This window comes from Flavobacterium sp. I-STPP5a (genome assembly GCF_009764685.1).
Lineage (GTDB): Bacteria > Bacteroidota > Bacteroidia > Flavobacteriales > Flavobacteriaceae > Flavobacterium.
On record NZ_VHLM01000023.1, the window covers coordinates 25,035 to 47,486 of the forward strand.

A 22,452-nucleotide genomic window follows, 5' to 3' on the forward strand; every position below is an offset into this window, starting at 1 on the left:
AATAAGACTTTCGTTCGTAGCATTTGTTACAAAAAATCATAAAAAAAGAATTGTTTTACTAATTTTGTTTTCTAAAATTAATTAAATGTACACCTTCTTTCGAATCATTTTTGTTTTTGTAGCTATAATTTCATGTGGCTCTTGCGCCACTACAAACAAGATAAATGCTTTAAAACCTGAACCAGACGATGCTGTGCCATTGGTTTATGAAAATCTTCCGTCCTATATCAATCTACCAATATCGGTAAAGTTAAAAGATATAGAGAATCAAACTAATCAAGTATTAACTGGTTTGATCTATGAGGACAATACCATTGAGGACGATGACATTGAAATGAAAGTTTGGAAACAAGCCCCAATAACAATTACATCCGAAAAAGGAGAAAAAATCAAGACAATTCTACCTTTAAAAGCTATAATAAAATACAGAATTGGCACCAAAAAAATGGGGATAGAACTCTATGATACAAGAGAATTTAATCTAGATGGCGTTGTGACCTTATCTAGTGATATTACCTTAACAAATTGGAAATTAAACACTAAAACCGAATTAAAATCACTTGATTGGAACGAAAGTCCTACCATGATTGTTTTTGGGAAAAATGTACCCGTAACCTATCTAATCAATCCTGCAATCAAAATATTTAAATCAAAAATTGAACGTAAAATTGATGAAGCCATAGGAAAATCAGTGGATTTTAAACCAAATGTCTTGAGTGCGTTAGAAAAAATAACCACTCCTTTTTTAATGAATGAAACTTATGAAAGCTGGTTACGAATAGTACCCTTAGACATCTACACCACTACAGCAAGCTTAAAAAATGACGCATTTCTTATTGAGATGGGAATGAAGTGCAATATGGAAACTTTTATAGGAAAACAACCTGAATCAAAGTTTAATGCCTCTAAGATTACTCTTAAACCGGTTACAAAAATTCCTAATGATATCGATGCAAACATTATTGCTATATCCTCCTATCAAGAAGCGTCTAAAATAATGACTAAGAATTTTAAAGGACAAGAATTTGGATCGGGGTCCAAAAAAATTCAAGTACAAAACGTAGACATTTGGCACAAAAAAGGAAAAATGATTATTGCCTTGGATGTATTAGGGAGTGTAAATGGAATGTTGTACTTATCTGGCATACCTCAATATAATGACAAAACAAAAGAAATTTATTTTGAAGAACTAGACTATGCATTGGATACAAAAAACAAATTAATGCGAACCGCAAACTGGCTGGCTCAAACATTGATTCTAAAAAAAATAAAACAAAGTTGTAGGTATTCTATTCAACCAAACCTTGACGAAGGCCAAAAAAGTATGTTGGGTTATCTAAAAAATTACTCTCCCATGCAGGGCGTATTTGTAAATGGAAAAATGGAAGAAATAGAATTCCAAAAAATACAACTTACCAATCAAGCTATTATAGCATTTGTAAAAGTTAAAGGAAAAATAAATGTTTCTATCAATGGTTTAAAATAAACATTGATAGAAACAATAAATCACGAAGCCTTATTTTTCTTCATTTTATAGATTAAATACCCAATAATTGCAACTAGTAAATATGGAATCACCATTAGATATACAATCCCATCATTTACAGCAGCAGCTTGAGTAGTATTATCACCACTTGTAAGCGCAGCTCTACACATAGCACATTGAGCATTTATACTTGCACTCCAAACAAAAGCTATAAAAAGAAACCAAAACTTACTCCCACAAGGATTAATTAACTTCATCTTTCAAACTGTAAAATTAATAACTATAATAAGGCGCAATCATGAAATAGACAACAACACCCGTTACTGCAACATATAACCATATTGGAAAAGTAATTTTCGAAATCTTCTTGTGTGCAACAAAATCTTGACCTATTGCTCGTACATAAGTAATCAAAACCATAGGAATAATAGCAATAGATAAAATAATATGTGTTATCAAAATCAATAAGTACACAATACGTAAAGATCCTACACTCCCTTTTTCTGAATCCTCTAATAAGCCATTATGGTTAATATCACCAAAAACAGTAGAGTCACTGGTCATGTGGTACGCAACATACATCACTAAAAAAGCAAGCGATAAAGCAATTGCTGTAGTCATAAAATACTGATGCCATTTTCTATTACCGTTTTTAATAGCTACAACAGCAGCTACAAGTAAAACCGCTGTAATACCATTTGTAGTTGCATAAATAGGCGGTAAAAAAGATAAAGGCGCTACATCAATTCCAAAATCTTTTAGTTTAATTTTAAATAAAATAGCTACCACTACAGGGATTACTATAGATACCGCAATGATGTATTTGTTGAATTTTTGTTCTAAGGAATTGTTTTTCATATCTATTCTTCTAATAAAATATTAATATCTTGTTGTAGGTTTCTAACTCCTTTTTTATCGAGTCCATCATAATATAAAATAGGATTACCAAATTCATCATTACGACAACGAATATTTCCGTTTTTGTCAATCAATGCAAATAAACCAGAATGTTCAAACCCTCCGGCCACTTTTTTGTTCTCACCAGCATACAAGTTAAAGCCTTTGTTTGCCAATTTAAAAATATACTCTTTATCACCAGTTAAAAAATTCCAATTTTTAGACCGAACTCCTAACAAATCATAATGCACCTTTAATGCCGCAGGAGTATCCGTAACAGGGTCAATAGTTATAGAAGCAATACCAAAGTTAGGATTACCAAAAAACTTCTTTTCAATAAGCAACATACTTTCATTCATCTTCGGACAAATAGTAGGACAAGTAGTGAAAAAGAATTCTAAAATATATACTTTACCCTGATAAGTTTCGTTTGTAATTTTTATATTATCTTGATTTCTAAGTTCAAACTTAGGCGCAGCACCTATTTTCAAAAGCTTTCCCTCTTCGGCAACTACGGGATTTACATTATCAAGTCTATCACCTTGAACAATTTTATCATTTTTAATACGATCCACAATCTTAGGTATGGCATAAATACCAAATACCAAAATAATAAATGAAATACCGATGTAAGATTTATTTTTAAACATAACAATTAAATTTTTCTTGTAGCATTGTTATTTTTTTTGAGTGCAGCTCTATACTCATATAGAATAACTTTAAAATCGTCCAGCATTTCATTGCTTAATTCAGCCGGATGAAACGTACTATATCCTTCCATTACATCTTTTACTAATTTACGCCCACGTAAATTTCTTTTTTTATCAATGATGTAAACCTTTGGAGTCCCCAACTTATCATCCAGTTTTTCTACCAGTTTTAATTGCGCATAATAAGCTGCTATAGCCTCAGGTGACGCAAAAACAAATCTCCATTGAGCAACATCTGTAAAAGCACCTAAAGCATCTACGACTTTTTTTGCATCATTTTCAGTACCATTAGGACAAACCATTACAAACTGCACGTCCTTAAATTCATGATAACGTTGATAAATTTTCTGATTTAAATTAAAAAGATTACCTCTGTTTTTAAGTAATTCAGCACCACAAAACCCCAAAATAGTAACTTTCCCATTTAAAGTTACAGGTTTGCTATCTAAAGTTTTCCACGCACCAAAATCAGCGGTATTAGGAGTAATAATAGGTAATTTAGTGTAGCCATTAACTCCCGAAGCAAAAAACAAATAAGCAACTATTGGCAAAATAAAGAGAACAAATAGGACAATATTTTTTTTCATCACATTTTAAATATATAGTACAAAAATAAAAAAAGGTACGCAATGCGTACCCTTTTATTGAATTAATATCTTGTTAAAAATTCCATTTAATAGTGGAGTTTTTAAAAACCTCATAAATATAATCCCCTTCAGTAAGAAAGATAAAAAGGATGTATAATATCAGAAATATAAGCGGGAAAACAACTGCGTTTCTTAAGGAGCTCTTTTCACCTTCCATGTGCATGAATGCCCAAACGATATAATATGCTTTGTAAATAGTTAGCAAATAAAATATCCAATTTAGCAGGTTCATACCCATTAAACTATTCATGTGAAGCGATTCTGGTTTAAAAATACCCAAAATAACTTCTAATATGGTTACAGCAGATAATATTCCGAATACTTTCCAGATTCTACCTACGTTTGATGCGTGTTCGTGTGACATAATAATTTTTTTTAGAAATTAAACTAGATAGAAAACTGTAAATACAAATACCCAAACTAAATCTACAAAGTGCCAATATAGACCTACTTTTTCTACCATTTCGTAACTTTTTCTTTTATCATAAGTACCTAATAGTACATTAAAAAAGATTATGATATTGATAATTACTCCTGAGAGCACGTGAAATCCGTGAAATCCTGTAATAAAAAAGAAGAAATCAGCAAATAACTTACTACCATATTCATTTCTAATTAAGTTGGCACCCTCTACAACATAATGTGCTTGAGATAATCTAGCTTCTGAATCTTTTCTTGAAAGAATAGTTTTTTGCTTTTTTGCATTTACAACTTCTGTTCTAACCAATAAATCTGGATGAGCTTTGAAACCAGCTTGCACCTCTGCCACAGAGTAAGATGGTAATTCACCCTCTTCCATAAACCATTTAGCTTTGTTTCTTTTAAGCTGTTCACGCTCTTCCGGTAATGTCACTGCAAAATCAGCAAGTGCTACACGTTTTCCGTCTTTATCAACAAACTGAAGTAAACTACCTCCTTTTGTTTCAATTGCCCCGTACTCTCCTTTGATAAAGTTTTTCCACTCCCAAGCTTGAGAACCAACAAAAATAAAACCTCCAATGATGGTTAAAAACATGTACAAAACCACTTTGTCTTTCTTCATTTGATGACCAGCATCTACGGCTAAAACCATAGTTACCGACGAGAAAATCAAAATAAAAGTCATTAATGCCACATAATACATTGGCGCTGAAACTCCGTGTAAGAACGGAAAGTGAGTAAACACTTCATCAGCCAATGGCCATGTCTCAATAAATTTAAATCTAGAAAAACCATACGCGGCTAGAAATCCAGAGAACGTTAAAGCATCTGATACGATAAAAAACCACATCATTAATTTGCCATAACTTGCTCCCATTGGCTCATTGCCGCCTCCCCAAGTTTTTTCTTCACTATTTGCAGTAGTAACTGTCGCTTCCATAAAAGTTATTCGTTAAAAAGTTCCCAAATTTACGTTTTTTTCTTATTTAAAGAAATATAAAAACAAAAACAAATAAACCCACAATAAGTCCAGAAAGTGCCAGTACATTGCACCTAGTTCTATACCAAGGGTTTGAGATGAGTTGTATTTTTGTTTAAAATGATTATAAATTATAATTAACAGCGAAATAACACCACCAGCAAGGTGAATTAAGTGCACAACCGTTACTACATATAAAAATGTAGTAGTAATTGAACTCCCGCTTCCAGTAAAATAATACCCACTTTCTACTATTTGTCCAAAACCTACAAACTGTAAAATTACAAATAAAATACCAAGTCCCAATGTAGTCAAAAGATACATTGTTGTGGCGCTATTATTGTTTTTTTGTATTGCTTTTTTAGCCAAATGAAAAGTTACACTACAACCTACAATAGCAGCAGTACTGTAATAAAATGCAACTGGCAGTTGAAAGTCTTTTAACCAATCTGCTCTTGATTTACTCACTACAAAAGCACTTGTGAGTCCTGCAAACATCATGGTCATACTTGCCATTGCGAACAAAAGGATCAATTTATAAGATCTATTTGTTCTGGTTTTTTGCTCTTCGGCTGTCATTGTCATTTCCATAACTATCTTAAAAATTTATCAAATATGTATACTAATTGTAATAATGTAATATATGAAACACTAACTAACATCAGTGTTCTTGCTGCTTTTGCTGTTTTTAATTGGTAAAGCTTAACACCATAAAACAACATCCACAAACCCAATAACAGAACAATTCCTGCAGCAATTGGAGTTATATACAACCTACCTGTATAACCAAAGGCTGGCAATAAAGATGCTAATATCAACCAAACGGTATATAAAATAACCTGCAATGCTGTTCCTTTATCTTTTTTCCCTGTTGGCAACATAAAAAAACCTGCTTTTTCATAATCTTCATATAAAAACCATCCAATGGCCCAAAAATGTGGAAATTGCCAAAAAAACTGAATTAAAAATAAAGTCCCAGCTTCAATACCAAATTCTCCAGTTGCCGCAACCCAACCCAACATAAAAGGAATTGCTCCTGGAAATGCACCTACAAATACAGATAACGAAGTTACTGTTTTTAATGGCGTATAAACGCTCGTATATAAAAATATAGAGACAGCCCCAAACATTGCTGTTTTTCCATTTATAGTATACAACAACACAAGTCCTACTATAGTCAATAACGCAGCAATAACTAGTGCTGTGGTTTGTGTCATTCTTCCTGCTGGAACAGGCCTGTCTTTTGTACGATCCATCAAAGCATCAAGATCTTTCTCAATGATTTGATTGAATGCATTTGATGCACCTACCATACAATACCCACCAATTGCCAGTTTTAACAACACCATCCAATCTAAAGACTGAAAGTCATAGATACCCAACATAAATCCCGCAACAGACGAAAAAACGACACTAACCGCTAATCGTGCTTTTGTGATTTCCCTGAAGTCTATATAAACTGATTTTAATGAAAATGTACTTTGTGATGCGCTCAATGCTACTATTTATTTTATTTCTAAAAACTTATGCAAAAGTAGGCTATCAAAAGGGATTTGACAAAAAAACAATTCACAAAAAAGTATAAAAATAAATGGATGTCTATTAATAGTCAAAATACCAATTAAAAACATCAGTTCTAACACCTAAACTAAGCCAACTCGTGTCTTGATTTTGTGCAGTTAATGTATTTTTAGTTGGGTCAAATGTTCTGTAAATATAACTTCCAAATATCTTAAGGTTTGTAGACGGATTCACTACATATCCTACTTGAAGATCCGCCATAAATACGGCTGTTTTATTCCCTTGACCTACTTTTACATCGGAATTAAAAGGTCTTTTCTCATCGTAATCTTTGTAGATGTTGCCGCCATAATTAAATCCGTTCTCAGTGGTATCAAAATCGAAACCTCTGGTTCCCATTGTAAATTTTGCATCAGCGTAATATCGTTCTTTTCGATAACGAGCTAAAAGGATTAACTCGCTAAAATTAGCTCCCCACTGATGCCCTAAACTTTGATTGTTGTGTGCATAATTTGTAATTGGCATGCTATGAGAGTAAACATATGGCCTCACGTGATTGTATTCTAATTGTACTGTTAAATTTTCTACATCAAAAGCATTGTAATACTTTGCTCCCAACTGATACCCATATTTATTTTTCCAACTATTATTCCTCTCCTTCACATCATTTAATGAAAATTCATCTAGAATAAACTGCCCATAGAAATTGATCTGGTTATTCCATTTGTACTTAAAAGTTAGACCCAATATTGCGTTGCCACTCCTTGCCGAAGAGGTAAATTCTACTGATCTGTAAAAAATTAATGGATTAACAAAACTCACATCAAACCCTCTATCATTTGTATTTGTCCAGACCACCGATTCAAAGAAACCCAAATTCAACTTGTTTGAAACGTTCCAACTCAAATAATGATTAGCCATAAACTTAGTTGCATAGGTACGTTCCAAGGTTACCTCAGGACGCACATCTTTGAGCCACAAATACGTATTGGTATACTTAATCTTCCAGAAATTTGTATTCAATTTAAAATACGGATATGGACTAGCGCCATCACTTTCTAGCAATGACCTGTAACCATCTCCAATAAAATTTCGGCCATAGCCTAATTGCATATCAATATGCTTGCTTGGTGTAAATGTTAAATTAGCATCTGCCGAAGGAAAATCAAAACCTGTTGTTTTAAAATCCTTAGCAATTCCTATTCCAGGAATTATGGCGGGATTACCACCTGCCGGCTTTATAGAAGCCGCATAAGCATTATAATAAGGAGCAAAACGACCTTGACTCTCAAAAACCGTGGTTGTGAAATGCAAATTTTTCCCCAAAGCTCCTCTAAAATTAAGTCCTCTTGTGTTTACATAAGTGTACGCATCACTGCTTTTACTAGCCTTCCCTAATTGTAAATCTACAATAGGATTAAGTGTAAACCAATATCCTTCTCCTTGAATGGCAACCATATTCTCATTCCATAATTTTCGAGACCACCAGCTATAGGCTTTCTTCATTAGAGACGCTTGCACTGTTTTGAGATTGTAATATTTAGACACTTCGGCATACGTAAATGGCTTTGAAGCTGTATGATTATTACTCCCCATTTGATTTAACGCTGCATCAAATTGCGCATAATAACCATGTGAAAATGGAATATTCAATTGACTTTCTAATTCTGGATTATCGAATTTTTTATAAACAATGCTGTCAAGTTCTGTTAAAATCTTATCTTTCGTGAAACTTGGTTTGGCTTTCGCCAAAGAGTCACCTTCAATAATGGTGTTGTTTACCAACGGAATTGCAATTGTATACGTAAATCTTGAATAAGTGACATTTCCATTATATGTTGCAGGTTGAATTTTGGGTATTTTACCAAAAACACGCTTTGTTTCTAAAATAAGTTTCTCATCAGTAGCATCTACATGAATCACCTTAAAGATACCGTTTGAGTCAACTTCAAAAAGCACTTTTATACTTCCCTTAAAATTAGAAGTAACCAACTCTTGAGGCACGTTAAAACTGGAAGTAATATAGGTTTGCACTTGGTTGTAAAAACAATTTTCCAGCGCCTTGAATTGTTTAGAATTGCATTCTGCAAACACAGGGAAACGTTCTGATGTATTGACGGGAAGGTTTCCATTATTAGAGTTGTCTTGTGCAGTTGCGCTTAAAATAGAAAATAAAAATAGCAGTGACGTTAATACTTTGTTCATCCTTAAAATTTGTACAATTTAGTATCCTATTGTGGCCTTTTGACCGTCGGAAATTATTTTTGCTCCTGAAGTTCCTATTCTTTTTACACCAAGATTTATCATTGTTACCGCCTCTTCATGAGTACGTACACCACCAGCTGCTTTTACAGGCAAAGGAGAAGCGTTATCAAGCATGATTTTTATGGTATGTAAAGTTGCACCATTGGGAACACCTGTCTCCGTTTCATAAAAGCCTGTGGAGGATTTTACAAAAACGCGTGAAAATTGTTCTTGACTAAAAGCAGTCACTACTACATTTTTAATCAAACTAGAAATTTGAATAATCTCTTTATCTGTTAAAGCGGCCACTTCAATGATCCACTTGACTACTTTATTATGATCCAAACCAAGCTGTGTACATTCAAATATTTCTTGCTTTACAAGATCTATTTCACCATTTTTAAAGGCTTTATAATTACACACAAAATCCAAGTCATCGGCACCATTTTGAATAGCAATATGGGCTTCATCTAATTTTTCTTCAACGCAGGATTCACCCTTAGGAAAATCAATAACAGTACCAACTTGCAAGACCGCATTAGCATCTATAATCATTTTTTTGGCTAACGATACCATATCTGGTCTTATCATCACTAGTTTAAACCCCTCCTCTATTGCTTCTTGCACATTTTTTTTTACAACAGCGGTATTATCCTCTAGAGTAAGGCCAGCTTGATCTGGAGTTTTTAAGTAGGTTGCATCTAAATATTGCCTAATATCCATAGTCGTCTTGATTATTGATTTTACTAAATCTTGTTTACAAAAATACATTTTATCTCTACACTAAGCCTACTTAAAAATTACAATTTGAAATATAGCGAACAAAAAAATTAGGACGAGTAGACTTCAAAAAAAAATCCCACTAGTGTGAGATTTTTTTTGATTCTGATAATAGTATTTTATTTGAAAAGAAAATTAGCAGTACCGCAATAGTTGCTCCAGTAGTATTTGCTAAAACGTCATAAATATCGGCATGACGTGTGGCTGTAAATTTATCTTGAGCAACTTCTATTAAAACACCGTACAAGACCGAACAAATAAACGATAATGTCATTGCTTTAAAACTACTCGTATTTGAGAAGCTATTTTTAATAGAAAGGTAAAACAGAATTGTAAATATCAAATAAAAAAATGCATGTACTATTTTATCCAAATTAGAAACGCTTCCTAAGGGCACACTACTAAAGGTTACCAAACAAAAAAAAGTTACAGTTACTATCCAGATTACTAAAGCCCATGGCAATATTTTTCTAAGCACCTATTAATTCTTTATATGCTTCTTCTGATAATAAAGTGTCAAAATCAGCAATATTTGCCACTTTAACTTTAATCATCCATCCAGCTCCATAAGGATCTGTGTTTACACTTTCAGGATTACTTTCTAGATCTTCATTAAAAGCAATGATTTCACCCGCTACAGGAAGAAATAAATCCGAAACTGTTTTTACTGCCTCTACAGTACCAAAAACCTCATCTTTATCAAGTGTTTGATCTAAAGTTTCAACTTCTACATAAACAATATCACCTAATTCTTTTTGAGCAAAATCAGTGATTCCTATTGTTGCGATATCGCCTTCTATACTAACCCACTCGTGGTCTTTTGTATACTTTAAATTTGCAGGTATGTTCATTTAAATTGTAATTATTTATTAGTTTTTATTTTTTTTTGAATTTATTGACAAATGTAACAATCTTCTCTTCAATTACCGATTAGAATTTAAAAATTAATTTCCAAAATTATAACGCAACGTAAATCCTGATCGGATGTTGGTAAGTGGAAAAGCAGTTGATATAACAGCCTTTGAGAAAGAGTGATCGTAATAGAAAATGGCAGTCAAATTTTTACTAAAAGCATAGTCAGCCTTAACTTTTACGGTCCAAATATTTTGTCCACCTGCCAGCTGATTGTTATTATAATCTAAATAACGCACTATCGTTTCGTTATTTCTATATGTAACATCTGCTGAGAGATTGATATCACTTTTTATGACTCCAGTAGGATTATCAGCCAATCTCGATGAAAAAACAACATCTTTAAACCTGTAACCAAGCCCAACAACATATTCAACCCCCTTAACCTCGGTCAATAAATTGTTGTCAAAACTCATTGATAGTGCTCTGTCTTTCTTAACTTCAGTAAGTACTTTGAGCGAACTTTTAAGCTCAAAATCCATTCGAAGCAAAGGATTAAATTGCTCCACTAAATTGACATTTGACATGATGGTCTTATTAAGAAAATTACCGCTTTTAGCATCAATACCGTTTGGATCTTTATCATATTCAAAATTAGAACGAAACGCATTGATAGTATAGGAAGCTCTATAATTGTGAAGCAATGAAAAGCGCTTAAAGTTTTTCTTGAACATAGAATAGCGCATTAATCCATTATATTTTACAGACCAATTAGGCAATGGGAAACTCCTAAAAATACCTAATGAAGCACCTCCTGCATCATTGCCTGAATAAGCAGCAAGAAAAGCGGGTAACAAAACGGATTGATTATTCTTTCCGTAACCCACAGGAAACCCATCGTTTATTATAATCTGCCTTCTCTTAGAATTATCTGGATTAGCCAAATCTGTAATAGGAACGCCTGCGTTTTCTGCCGGTAACGCCGTAGCATTGTATCTAGGCACAGTAGCACCATAATAATCTGTGGCTAATCTATTTGCTACTACAAGTCTGTTTTCTCTAAAATCATCAAATGCTTGTGAAGCGTTTTGATCACTTGCCGAAAAAGACGTTTTGATCAATACGGTAGAGATAGAAAAAATTCCTGTACTAAAAGGCGATCTTGGATTGTATATCCCGTTTGAAACATCGTATTGCTCTGAATCATTTTGAGACAATGCTCTGTCAAAGGTTAAATCTATTTTCATATCAGGAAACAAATCAATATTTGCGGTAGCCTTCAAAATTTTATTATCTACTTGAGCATAATTTTGATTAAAGTCTGGGTAGTTCGTTAACCAACCCTTTTTTGCTGCTTCAAAACGTATGTCATCTTGGCTTCCAAAAACAAAGCCCAATGAAGGCCTAGAAGACCCCAGAAAACCAACGCCCGGTGTATACCCGGGTAAAACAGTACCACTATTGTGCGTATAGTTTACCTGAATATTTTTGACACTAGTAAGCACTCCTAACAACCCATCTACAAAAGCACCGTTTTTAGCTGTGGCTGCAGCAACATTTGTATTTACAATTTTCTCACCCGGTTTAGGCGGACCTGTTTTGGGCTTTGGAGCTGCTTTTTTACTAGTTTTTGAAATGCCTAAATATTTATACAACGTTTCCATAGTCAAGCTTGCATTCAAATTACTTGAACTTGCATTTTGAATGGTATTTCCTAAATTATAATCCTGTCCTCCTATTGGAATTTTTGATAAAGCATTGGAAGTACGCAACCAGCTGTAATCACCCGTATAAGAATAGGTTGCTTTTATAAAACTCAATATCGGAATTTTATTAATAGGCAATTCGTAATTTACAACCAACTGTTGCATGTGTTGGTTAGGATCACCCATATCCCAGTAACTATCCCATATTGTAAAACTATCAATAGGTTCATTGTCTTCGTTGAGATAGCTCTTCACAATATTACTAGAGGAAGCTGTATAATTTAGTTTTAATGATTTTGTAAGGTTGTAATTAAAACCATATTGATAATTAAATGCAAAATTCCTTCTAAACAAAGGATCAAGTCCAATTCCTTCTACCTCAACCTGACGAAATTGTTGACGGTTGTATTGTCTATTGATATTAGTATTAAAAGAAATGGTTGAGGGCAAATAATTAAAATTAAAATCGCTCAACAATTTCCAATAATTATTTTTCTTTAAAAACTTTGTTTTTGAAAAGGGTTCAACAGGTTTTGTTTTAAAAGTATACGCATAATCCACCGCCGAATTGGCTTGTTGATCTACATAATCTTCTATCTCAAAATCATGACGTTCCACTTGATTAAAAGACTGAGAAAAAGTGAAGTTTTCAGGATCATATATACGTTGTTTTTGCTCTGGTTGACGATCTTTTTTAACCCCTATAAAATTGATACTTGTTCTTTTAGTGTAATCAATAGCCCTACTAGTAATATTATCTTTTTGATTTTGATCTGTTGTGTTTTCTAATAATTGTTTCAACTTAATATCTTGATTGAACGGATCGTATTCTGGAGTGATTGTTTCTTCCCCTACAGAATAGTTAAATGGCAAATTCACACCCCATTTTTTCGGCAATAGTTTCCCTACATTGACATTAGTAACAATGTTGTATTGCTGTATGTCCTCTCTACTTCTCTCGTTTGGTCCTTGTTCTAAGGAACCAAAACCTATTGTAGTTTTTTTACCAGAAGCAGATACGGTAGCAAAATCAGCTAAATTGGTATCAATATTTAAAACAGCAGCCATTCCGCCTTTGTTATCCATATCGGCCAAACGTAATTCATTAAACCAAACCTCTCCTTTTATGTCATTTAGAGGATCATTGTTTTTTATTCCCACCATAAGTGTTCTTACCAAACCAAAATTAGGATTACCTTTAATCCCAAGTTTAAGCGTACTAGTTTTATCTCCATCTGGAATTGACGCATCAGTATCTGGGTAATAAATCCCGTCTTGCGGAAGCGAATTTACCTTTACTTTCATGGCTAAAATTTTCATTCTAGTCAATAATTCAAGAGGTAAGTCTATTTCGTTTTCGGCTGGCCAAACAAGTTCTGGACTCAAAGGTCCACAATCTGAAGTACTGCCACCAGGGGGTAATGTTACTTTTAATGGAATCTCTATTTGATAAAAATTTTGATTAAAATCGTTTCCGAAACGGATAAAACCTACCATCTGATTGTCGTTCAGCGCCACCTCGTTAGGCAGTGATTCAGCATGTAAAAACATTTTCAATTTATTAAATTGTCTCATGTCTATACTTACATTTTTAAAAACTGCTCTAGAATCTTGTGGCTCTAATCCATCTCCAGAAACACGTAAAGCAAGTGATTGCTCGTTTTGATTGATTACCGTGTTGTTGTTAAATAATTGTTCTCGTTGAACTGCCGGTGGAGTTACATAATTTATAGGGCATCGCTTGTTATTTTCTTGAATATTAACAGCCAAAACATCTAGATTGGTGCGGAGATCATCAGGGTTTGGGTCATTAAAATCAAGTGTATTCGTATAGCGTCTCCATTCTCCGCGTACAAGGTCAAGCGCACCAAAACGCACTGTAACCTCATCAATAAAACCTGTCATAAACATTCTCATGAATCTAATGGATCTAAAATCAGAGATAGAACCGATAACATTTTTAGGCTGTGACACTGGTATTTTAAACTGTATCCATCTTGCCTCAGTAGTGGAACCATTAGGCAAGGTCACTTGTGTGTTGCGAATATCGGTAATGTAATTTTGTCCAACATCCATCCCCGGACGCATATCAACACTGTACTCATAGTAGGCATTAATAGTATTCATGGTATTGTCTCTATTAATATCCTCAACATCAGGTACAGTACTTGAACCTCTGTTTGCTGTATTAATATCTACTGGAGAATTATTCTCTACACCATTGTAATTTTTATATCGGTCTATGATTGTACCATTGGCATTCAAATAAAAAGAATAATCATCTGCTGCTGGATCAAGCTCTGATGCAAAATTTGTGTAAACAGACGCTTCATTAGTATTTGACAAACCATCAAGACCTACATCCTGATTTTGTCTGTTATTAACATTCGTATCAAATGCATAGATCAAGGATTGTGATGCCGGAACATCTCCCCAAAGTGGTCTTGGATTCACTACAATTTGACCTGGCCCAAGACCATTTTCATATTGTTTTCTTCCATCTTTTAGAATATCTTCGGAAATTTCACCTAAGTTAAAATAGATCTTTCCTGTATTTGATTGTGGCGCTGCACCATTACCTACGTACGGATCTAAAACCCAAAACTGAATGTACTCCACATTTCCTTGCTCAAAATTTGTTGAATTCAATGAACGCATAATTCCACCAAAATTTTCAGTGGGATTAACTGCTATGTTACTATTGTTATTGTAAGGTCCTCTTTCTGATGGAAAATAAGTTAAATCCAGCGTGCTTATTACTTGTGTTTGCCCTTGTGCAATATCCGTTAAGGGATATAATTCCCTACTAAACACTCTTCTTGTTTTGTTGAATGACAAATCTGCATCAGAAACTCCGGGTGGTTTTTGGGTATAAAAAATAGGATCAATAGTATACCACGCCAGTTTTGCCCGTTTGAAGCCATAGCTTAAATCAATTGCGCTACCATTAAAGTCATAGGTACTTGTTGCCGTTTTCTCTGGAGTTGATGACAAACTCCATGCCTGCGGTGAACGCATGTCAATTGTAGATTGAGAACCTTCAAAATCATCTACATAAATAGTAGACTCTCCTTGAAACTGATCTGCTTTTGGAGTGTCTGGCTTCAAAAATGCAACTTCTCCTCTTATGGATAAATTAGAGGGTACATCAGTATCTAAATTTGGTAATTTATTAACAAGACGAGTCAAGAAAGGAACTTCTGTAGAATAATTTGTATTGAAACCCAAAACAGTATTATTTACAGACTCTTGACCAAAACTTGATTTTTGTGTAAAAGGTCTCTCGGTCATCTTTAAAAATGTTCCCCCTACCACAAAATTATCTGATATTTTATGCTCTACGTTTAAGCCTATAAAACGTCTGGTTTGTTGTCCAAAAACAGAATTATTTTCTAAAGACACTTCTATAGGAGTGTTTGAAGCTTGAAGTGAAGGATCAAGAATTTGTACACGCCCAAATTGATAATTTACACTGTAATCTACCCCTTCAACCAAGCGTCTGCCTGCGGCAGTAACCACGACTGATCCTTGTGGAACATTGAAAGCCCCAATAGGAATTCCATCACCTCCGCTGGATTTGTACTTTCCTCTTAACAAAAACTTATTTTTATCACTGTCTTGCAATGCACGCGCTTGCGTATCGCGATACATACTTTGAAACACGTATTTACGCTGATTTTCGTTATAAGTCGTAGGATTTTTGTAATTTTCTGAAGAAGTATTAGACAATTTAGAAAATAACAATTCCCCAAAAGGTTCCTTGGTTGTAAACATGATACGGCCGTTTTGCGCATCAATTGTCAAACTGGGAATAAAGTCAAAAAAACCATCACCTCCGGCTTGAGGATCGTTATTGAAATTTAATTTATCTAAGTTAAATACTTTCAATAATGGCGTTTCGGCAACTTTTTTATCTGGATCCGGATTTGAAGGGAAAGGAGTTCCTGTAACTTCAGTAATATAATTTAGCGGAGAAGGATCAGTGTACAAAATATTAAATCTAAAATCTTCTTGTTTCAACTGATATCCACCTTGTATTTGATAGATGTTTTTCATCATCAAGTTCCAAACGGGATTTTTAACATTGGTTAAATTACTTTTCAGCATTTTCAATATCAAACTTTGAGAAATAATCGCTTGTGTAGCGGGTGTACTACCTGTAACCACAGTGGCATCAACACCATCATTACCAAACTCCCCTACTTGATACACTTGATCTCCAATGGTATATTGATAAGCAACTGCTAAAACCTCATCATTTGCCAAACGTTGTTGCAAAGAAATAAATCCGAGTTGCGGATTAAAAGTATACTCATTTGGGTTTAATTTTCGAGCATTTTCCAGCTTAGAGTAATCTTGACCTTCACGTACGGTGGTATTAAAACCCGAATTTGAAGTTGCAATTTCTCTAATGTTAGCATTTAATAATCCTGTCCCTGCAGCAATTTGCGCTGGATCATAATCATTATTGGCATTACTTGAGGGAGTATTAGCCGGAGTATTAAAGATTCCTGTAGATGGGTCTAGCACAACAACGTCATTATCTGGAATTCCAGAGAGCTGAGCTTCACCTAAATCTTGAAGAGCAATAATATTCCTCAAATTATTATTGGTTGTAGTCACCCTATTTTGCCTGTTAGTAACCCAAACTTCAATTCTAGAAATTTGAACTCTACTATCAATAAAAGGATAATTTACAAGTGATTTATCATACCTGTCTCTAAAATATTGCGATAAAAAAAAGTGCCGATCACTGTCATAATCCAAAGCAAACATTTCAAAGTTTTCAATGGTACCTCCGCCTTGCGCTACTACGCTTTTTGTTTGTGATTTTTGTTCTGAAAATACTCCTGTAAAAGTTGTTTTACCAAATTGCAATTGGGTTTTGAAACCAAATAAACTTTGAGCACCACGTATAAGAGAGCTATTTAGAGGCATGCTTACATTTCCGACTTCAATCTTTTGAATGATATCATCCTCTGTAGGAGCGTAATCTAGTTTTATTAAATTTTGAAATGCAAAGGTAGATTGAGTATCATAATTAGCATTTACATTAAGTCTTGTTCCCACTTTACCCATCAAACTCATGCTGATTCTTTGATCAAAATCAAAGGAAAGATTAGACCTGTTTCTAGGAGAAAATGAAGGATTATCTTGTTTTGTATAACGCAAACCCAGATCCATTTCAACAGATCCTGTAGGTTTTACATCAATGGTATTGCTACCAAAAATAGATTCAAACAAACCTGATTTAATTACATATCTAGGTAATAGATCTTTCTTTGCTAGTTGACTCCCCTCTTTTTTACCATCAATTGCGTCCACTTTTTTCTTGAAATAGTTGCGCATTGACTCTTTCAAAACTAACTTTTCGTATTCTTTTGGAGTTAATATAATAGGGTAATTTATAGAAAGTCCATCAAAGGAGCTTGTGTATACATACCTGTCTATAGCTGGGTCATAGGTGTAGGATGAAAGTATACTGGGTGGGTTTTTAAGCTGTAATTTCCCCTTAGAGAAACCCTTACTTACCGTATCTTGAGTTCCATCTTTAACTTGCGCATGCACTATGTAACCACATAATAGAACAAGCCAAAAAATACAATTTTTATGCATATAACTCCTGTTTCTTAAATCCCTTTTAGAGGTTTTTTAAAGCTTGTTTGATAATAGTTTCAACGGTAGCATCTGGATGTTCTTTGACGATTTTTTCGATAACTTTTTCCGAACTTTTTCGTACAAAACCTAATACTTCCAATGCTGATAACGCTTCATCTCTATTTGTATTGCTTTGAGACATAGAAACTTCATCTAAATCATAAAGTTTTAATACTTTTTCTTTGAGGTCAAGTATCACCCTCTGTGCTGTTTTACTACCAATTCCCTTAATGGATTGAATAGTTACTACATCTGCAGATCCTATAGCATTTGTAATTTGTTTGGGATCAAGTGAGGACAGCATTGTTCTAGCAATGCTTGCACCTATCCCTGAAACAGATAATAAGAGTCTGAAAATTTCTCTTTCAGATTTTTCCATAAACCCAAAAAGTGTATGCGCATCTTCTTTAATTTGAAGATGCGTATATACTTTTACAAAATCGGTATTGGGTAACAATGAATATGTATGTAAGGAAATATTTATATGGTAGCCTACACCCCCACAATCAATAACAATATGTGTTGGAGATTTTTCTACGAGTTTCCCTTGTAAGTGTGCTATCATGATGTTTATTAAATAGTTCCAAATATAATAAAATTTGTACACGCATAAATTTCTTAGCAAAAATTACGATACAACTTGTTTACAATACATTAAATTAAACTTGTTTGGATTTCTTGCTAGCTTTTTCTTGAGCGTCAATCACTGCAATTGCCGCCATATTTACCATTTCCTCAACGCTTGCTCCTAATTGAAAAATGTGTACTGGCTTACCCATTCCTAACATAATCGGTCCTATTGAATCCACCTTATTAAGTTCTTTCAATAGTTTATACGTAATATTTGCCGATTCTAGATTTGGGAAAACCAACGTATTTACTTTTTTCCCAGCTAGTTTTGAAAATGGAAACTTCTCTTTTAACATTTCAGGGTTCAAAGCAAAGTCGGCTTGAATTTCTCCATCAATGATCATGTCCGGATAATTCTTATGTAAAAAGGCTACAGCTTCACGCACTTTTGAAGCATTCTCATTTGATGAAGATCCAAAATTAGAAAACGACACCATAGCTATTACTGGCTCTACTCCAAACATTCTAGCAGTTTTAGCAGTCATGATTGCAATTTTGGCTAAATCATCTGCTGATGGGTTGATGTTTATTGCGGTATCTGATAAAAACATTGGCCCACGAGCCGTCATCATCATATTTGTTGTAGCAATTATTGAAGCGCCAGCTGCTTTATCAATCAGTTGCAACATTGGTTTCACTACAGATGGATAACTTCTTGAATGTCCTGTTACCAGTGCATCGGCTTCATTTTCATTGACCATCATGGCTGCAAAATAATTTCTTTCGCGCATGAGTTTTTGAGCATCTAGAAGTGAAATACCGCGACGTTGTCTTGTAGACCAGTACGTTGAGGCAAATTTATTTCTTCTTGACTCTTCCTCTTTAATTTTTGGATCAATAATAGGCACATCAGCATCAAAGCCAATTTCTTCTTTTAGTTCCAATATAATTTCTTTGTTCCCTAGTAAAATTGGGAAACCAATACCTTCTTCGTGTACTATTTGAGCTGCTTTTAAAACATCCAAATGATCTGCTTCGGCAAAAACGATTCGTTTTGGATCCATCTTGGCTCTATTGGTAATCAAACGAACCATTTTGTTATCGTTACCCAAACGATCGTTCAATTCTTCTTCGTATTTTTTCCAATCTGTAATAGGGTTTAATGCTACGCCAGACTCCATAGCTGCTTTGGCTACAGCCGGTGCAACAATAGATATTAATCTTGGATCAAAAGGTTTTGGAATGATGTAATCTCTACCAAAATTAAGTTTTGTAGCTCCATAAGCCACATTAACTTGTTCTGGAACAGATTCCTTAGTCAATAAAGCAAGTGCTTTAACAGCAGCCATTTTCATAGCTTCATTAATTTTGGTAGCACGTACGTCTAGAGCACCTCTAAAAATGTAAGGAAAACCTAAAACGTTATTAACTTGGTTAGGAAAATCTGATCTTCCTGTTGCCATAATAACATCTTTACGTGTTGCAATAGCTACATTATAATCAATTTCTGGATCCGGATTTGCCATAGCAAAAACGATAGGATTATCAGCCATTGTAAGCAGCATCTCTGGAGACATTAATCCTCCTGTAGACAATCCTAGAAAAATATCAGCATCTACTAAAGCCTCGGCAAGAGACATTGAAGGGATATTTTTTGCATATTTTAATTGCAGTTCAGACAAACTTGGGTTGTCACTTGTTAACAAACCTTTGCTGTTGAACATGAAAATATTCTCAACCTTAACACCCAATAGAACATACAAATCAGCACAAGCAAGTGCCGCCGATCCTGCTCCTGAAACCACCATTTTAACCTCTTCGGCTTTCTTATCAGCAAGTTCAAGCGCGTTCAACAATGCCGCTGATGAAATGATAGCCGTACCGTGTTGATCATCATGCATTACAGGAATATTTAACTCCTCTACCAAACGCCTTTCTATTTCAAAAGATTCTGGTGCTTTGATATCCTCAAGATTGATCCCTCCAAAAGTAGGAGCAATATTCTTAACCGTTTGGATGAACTCTTCAATATCTTTCGTTCCTATTTCAATATCAAAAACATCAATATCTGCAAAAATTTTAAACAACAAACCTTTTCCTTCCATTACTGGTTTTGAAGCTTCGGGACCTATATCCCCTAGACCCAAAACAGCAGTACCGTTTGTAATTACGGCTACTAGATTTCCTTTGGCAGTATATTTGTAAACGTTATTGATATCTTTTGCAATTTCTAAACATGGCTCAGCAACTCCTGGAGAATATGCTAGTGACAAATCTCTTTGCGTAGCATATTTTTTGGTTGGAACAACTTGAATTTTTCCTGGAGTAGGCTTAGCGTGGTATAATAATGCTTCTCTTCTTTTGTTATTTTTGTCCATTTTTTTAGCTTTTATTCTATAACACAAAGATAGAAGACTTGGTTTAAAAAGTCAGCTTTTATACTATTCTTTTCAAATTTTGGGCTCTTTTATTATCTTGTAAACTAATATAGCCGCATATAAATGCAGCTATATCAATGTTATAAAATATTTATTTACTGTGTAATATAGGTATTTAAATGCTGTATAGTATCTTTTTGCAACTCTATTATTGCTTTTACAACATCGCTTATGGATATAATTCCTATTACAATATCATTCTCTAAAACGGGCAAGTGACGTACTCTTTTTGTACTCATTAACTCCATACAAAAATCCAAATTATCTGTTGGTTTTACGGTCACCACATTTGTCTCCATAATTTCATGAACAAATGTTTTCTTTGAAGATTTTGCTTTTAAAACAATTTTCCTAGCATAATCCCGCTCTGATAAAACTCCTTTTAGCTCTGTGTCTTCAATAATGAGGATGGCTCCAATGTTTTTTTCACTCATAATGGTCAGAGCTTCGTAGACTGTATGGGTTGATAGTATAGAGAATACCTCTTTCCCTTTTGTGCTTAAAATTTGGTTTACTGTCATAATCAATTCATTTAGTGGATGATAAAGTTATAAAAAATAAACATAAAAGGATATAAATTGTAGTAAGAATATCTTTTGCCAGGTAGCTACTCTAATTCGATAAACGAACCAATATCAATATTAGTAGGAAGTCTGCCGACATTTTGCAATTTAAGAACTGCAAGTTTTTGAGCTATCGTAATAGTATCATTAAAATTTTTATTCAAAAGTTGCGCATACAAAAAGCCTGTCCAAAATGCATCACCAGCACCTGTGGCATCTTTTATTTCTAGAACTGGAATTGATTCCTGATGAAAAAGCCCAAACTCTTTGTCTGACAAAACCACTCCTTCTTTTCCTTTTGTCAAGCAAATTGTGGAAGCACCTAGGTCATGAAAATATTCAAAAATAAAATCTTCGGTTTTTGCTTCTGAAAACAGCCTGTAGCAATCATCCTCACTTAGTTTTACTAATGGATCCGTTGCTAAATACTCTTTCAGCACCGATTTAGCTTCCTCTCTATCCTTCCAAATTCGTTCCGAAAAATTAATATCGATACTTGTTTTCAATCCCAATTGCTTTGCTCTTTTAGCGCTTTCAAGAATGGTGGTGCGAGCAGGTTCTTTACTTAATGCGAAACAAGTTGTATGAAAAATTTTGGCTTTTTCGAGTAAATCATCTGTAATTTGATCCGGGTAAATTTGAGAATCAGCTTCTCTAAAAGGAATAAAATCAGGGGTTCCCGTAGATTTAGAAACAAATATCACCGAAGTTGGCTTATCATCAATTTTTTTAACATAAGAAGTAATGACATTATTAGCCTTCAATTTACGAACGATATACTCTCCTAATCCATCTTGACCACAAGTGGCTACTAAAGCTGATTTCAAGCCTAATCTTGTTGCATTAACAGCAACATTTGTAGGGGATCCACCTAAAAATCGATGGAAATCTTTAGTTCTATTAATTGAAGTGTCAATTTGATGACCTATAAAATCAATTACAACTTCCCCAATACAAATTATATCAATAGATTTTTTCATT

The 22,452-nt window shown here is 34.0% G+C and carries 18 protein-coding genes; 1 reads left to right on the forward strand and 17 read right to left on the reverse strand.

The features are described 5' to 3' along the window. Nucleotides 1–85 precede the first annotated feature (85 nt). Complete coding sequence (locus FJV36_RS05620; protein ID WP_158727807.1) at nt 86–1,486, forward strand: DUF4403 family protein; 1,401 nt, start codon at nt 86–88, stop codon at nt 1,484–1,486. A 20-nt stretch (nt 1,487–1,506) separates the two neighbouring features. Here FJV36_RS05620 and FJV36_RS05625 read toward each other — a convergent pair whose 3' ends face one another. The 17 genes from FJV36_RS05625 to FJV36_RS05705 form a co-directional block, all read right to left on the reverse strand. After that, on the reverse strand, nt 1,507–1,743 hold the full coding sequence (locus FJV36_RS05625) for a hypothetical protein (RefSeq protein ID WP_158727808.1): 237 nt from the start codon (nt 1,741–1,743) through the stop codon (nt 1,507–1,509). 16 nt (nt 1,744–1,759) lie between these two features. Next, nucleotides 1,760–2,344 carry a DUF420 domain-containing protein gene (locus tag FJV36_RS05630; protein WP_158727809.1) on the reverse strand — a complete coding sequence of 195 codons (585 nt, stop codon included), beginning with the start codon at nt 2,342–2,344 and terminating at the stop codon, nt 1,760–1,762. Nucleotides 2,345–2,346: 2 nt separating this feature from the next. After that, nucleotides 2,347–3,033, reverse strand: coding sequence for an SCO family protein (locus tag FJV36_RS05635; RefSeq protein ID WP_158727810.1), 687 nt, complete (start codon nt 3,031–3,033; stop codon nt 2,347–2,349). A gap of 5 nt (nt 3,034–3,038) precedes the next feature. Further along, nucleotides 3,039–3,680, reverse strand: coding sequence for a hypothetical protein (locus FJV36_RS05640; protein WP_158727811.1), 642 nt, complete (start codon nt 3,678–3,680; stop codon nt 3,039–3,041). Between the two features lie 73 nt (nt 3,681–3,753). Continuing rightward, entirely contained in the window at nt 3,754–4,104 is a 351-nt protein-coding gene (locus FJV36_RS05645; protein WP_158727812.1) for a cytochrome C oxidase subunit IV family protein, read from the reverse strand. Nucleotides 4,105–4,122: 18 nt separating this feature from the next. Further along, nucleotides 4,123–5,100: a cytochrome c oxidase subunit 3 gene (locus FJV36_RS05650; RefSeq protein WP_158727813.1), complete on the reverse strand. Its 978-nt coding sequence runs from the start codon at nt 5,098–5,100 to the stop codon at nt 4,123–4,125. Nucleotides 5,101–5,142: 42 nt separating this feature from the next. Next, on the reverse strand, nt 5,143–5,730 hold the full coding sequence (locus FJV36_RS05655; protein ID WP_158727814.1) for a cytochrome c oxidase subunit 3: 588 nt from the start codon (nt 5,728–5,730) through the stop codon (nt 5,143–5,145). 2 nt (nt 5,731–5,732) lie between these two features. Beyond that, nucleotides 5,733–6,635 (reverse strand): heme o synthase, encoded by a 903-nt coding sequence (gene cyoE / locus FJV36_RS05660; RefSeq protein ID WP_158727815.1) that lies wholly within the window; start codon nt 6,633–6,635, stop codon nt 5,733–5,735. A gap of 106 nt (nt 6,636–6,741) precedes the next feature. After that, complete coding sequence (locus tag FJV36_RS05665; RefSeq protein WP_158727816.1) at nt 6,742–8,865, reverse strand: gliding motility protein RemB; 2,124 nt, start codon at nt 8,863–8,865, stop codon at nt 6,742–6,744. Nucleotides 8,866–8,883: 18 nt separating this feature from the next. Further along, nucleotides 8,884–9,627, reverse strand: a complete 744-nt coding sequence (deoC, locus tag FJV36_RS05670) for a deoxyribose-phosphate aldolase (protein WP_158727844.1) — start codon at nt 9,625–9,627, stop codon at nt 8,884–8,886. Nucleotides 9,628–9,766: 139 nt separating this feature from the next. Next, nucleotides 9,767–10,162, reverse strand: coding sequence for a VanZ family protein (locus FJV36_RS05675; protein ID WP_158727817.1), 396 nt, complete (start codon nt 10,160–10,162; stop codon nt 9,767–9,769). Next, nucleotides 10,155–10,535: a glycine cleavage system protein GcvH gene (gcvH, locus tag FJV36_RS05680; protein WP_158727818.1), complete on the reverse strand. Its 381-nt coding sequence runs from the start codon at nt 10,533–10,535 to the stop codon at nt 10,155–10,157. The genes FJV36_RS05675 and gcvH overlap by 8 nt, the downstream gene beginning before the upstream one ends. A 93-nt stretch (nt 10,536–10,628) precedes the next feature. Next, nucleotides 10,629–17,858 (reverse strand): cell surface protein SprA, encoded by a 7,230-nt coding sequence (sprA, locus tag FJV36_RS05685; protein ID WP_158980898.1) that lies wholly within the window; start codon nt 17,856–17,858, stop codon nt 10,629–10,631. Between the two features lie 25 nt (nt 17,859–17,883). Continuing rightward, entirely contained in the window at nt 17,884–18,465 is a 582-nt protein-coding gene (gene ruvA, locus FJV36_RS05690; protein WP_158980900.1) for a Holliday junction branch migration protein RuvA, read from the reverse strand. Between the two features lie 94 nt (nt 18,466–18,559). Then, on the reverse strand, nt 18,560–20,848 hold the full coding sequence (locus tag FJV36_RS05695) for an NADP-dependent malic enzyme (RefSeq protein ID WP_158727821.1): 2,289 nt from the start codon (nt 20,846–20,848) through the stop codon (nt 18,560–18,562). Nucleotides 20,849–21,003: 155 nt separating this feature from the next. Next, nucleotides 21,004–21,429: a CBS domain-containing protein gene (locus tag FJV36_RS05700; protein ID WP_158727822.1), complete on the reverse strand. Its 426-nt coding sequence runs from the start codon at nt 21,427–21,429 to the stop codon at nt 21,004–21,006. A gap of 86 nt (nt 21,430–21,515) precedes the next feature. Continuing rightward, nucleotides 21,516–22,451 carry a carbohydrate kinase family protein gene (locus FJV36_RS05705; protein WP_158980902.1) on the reverse strand — a complete coding sequence of 312 codons (936 nt, stop codon included), beginning with the start codon at nt 22,449–22,451 and terminating at the stop codon, nt 21,516–21,518. Nucleotide 22,452: the final 1 nt, after the last annotated feature.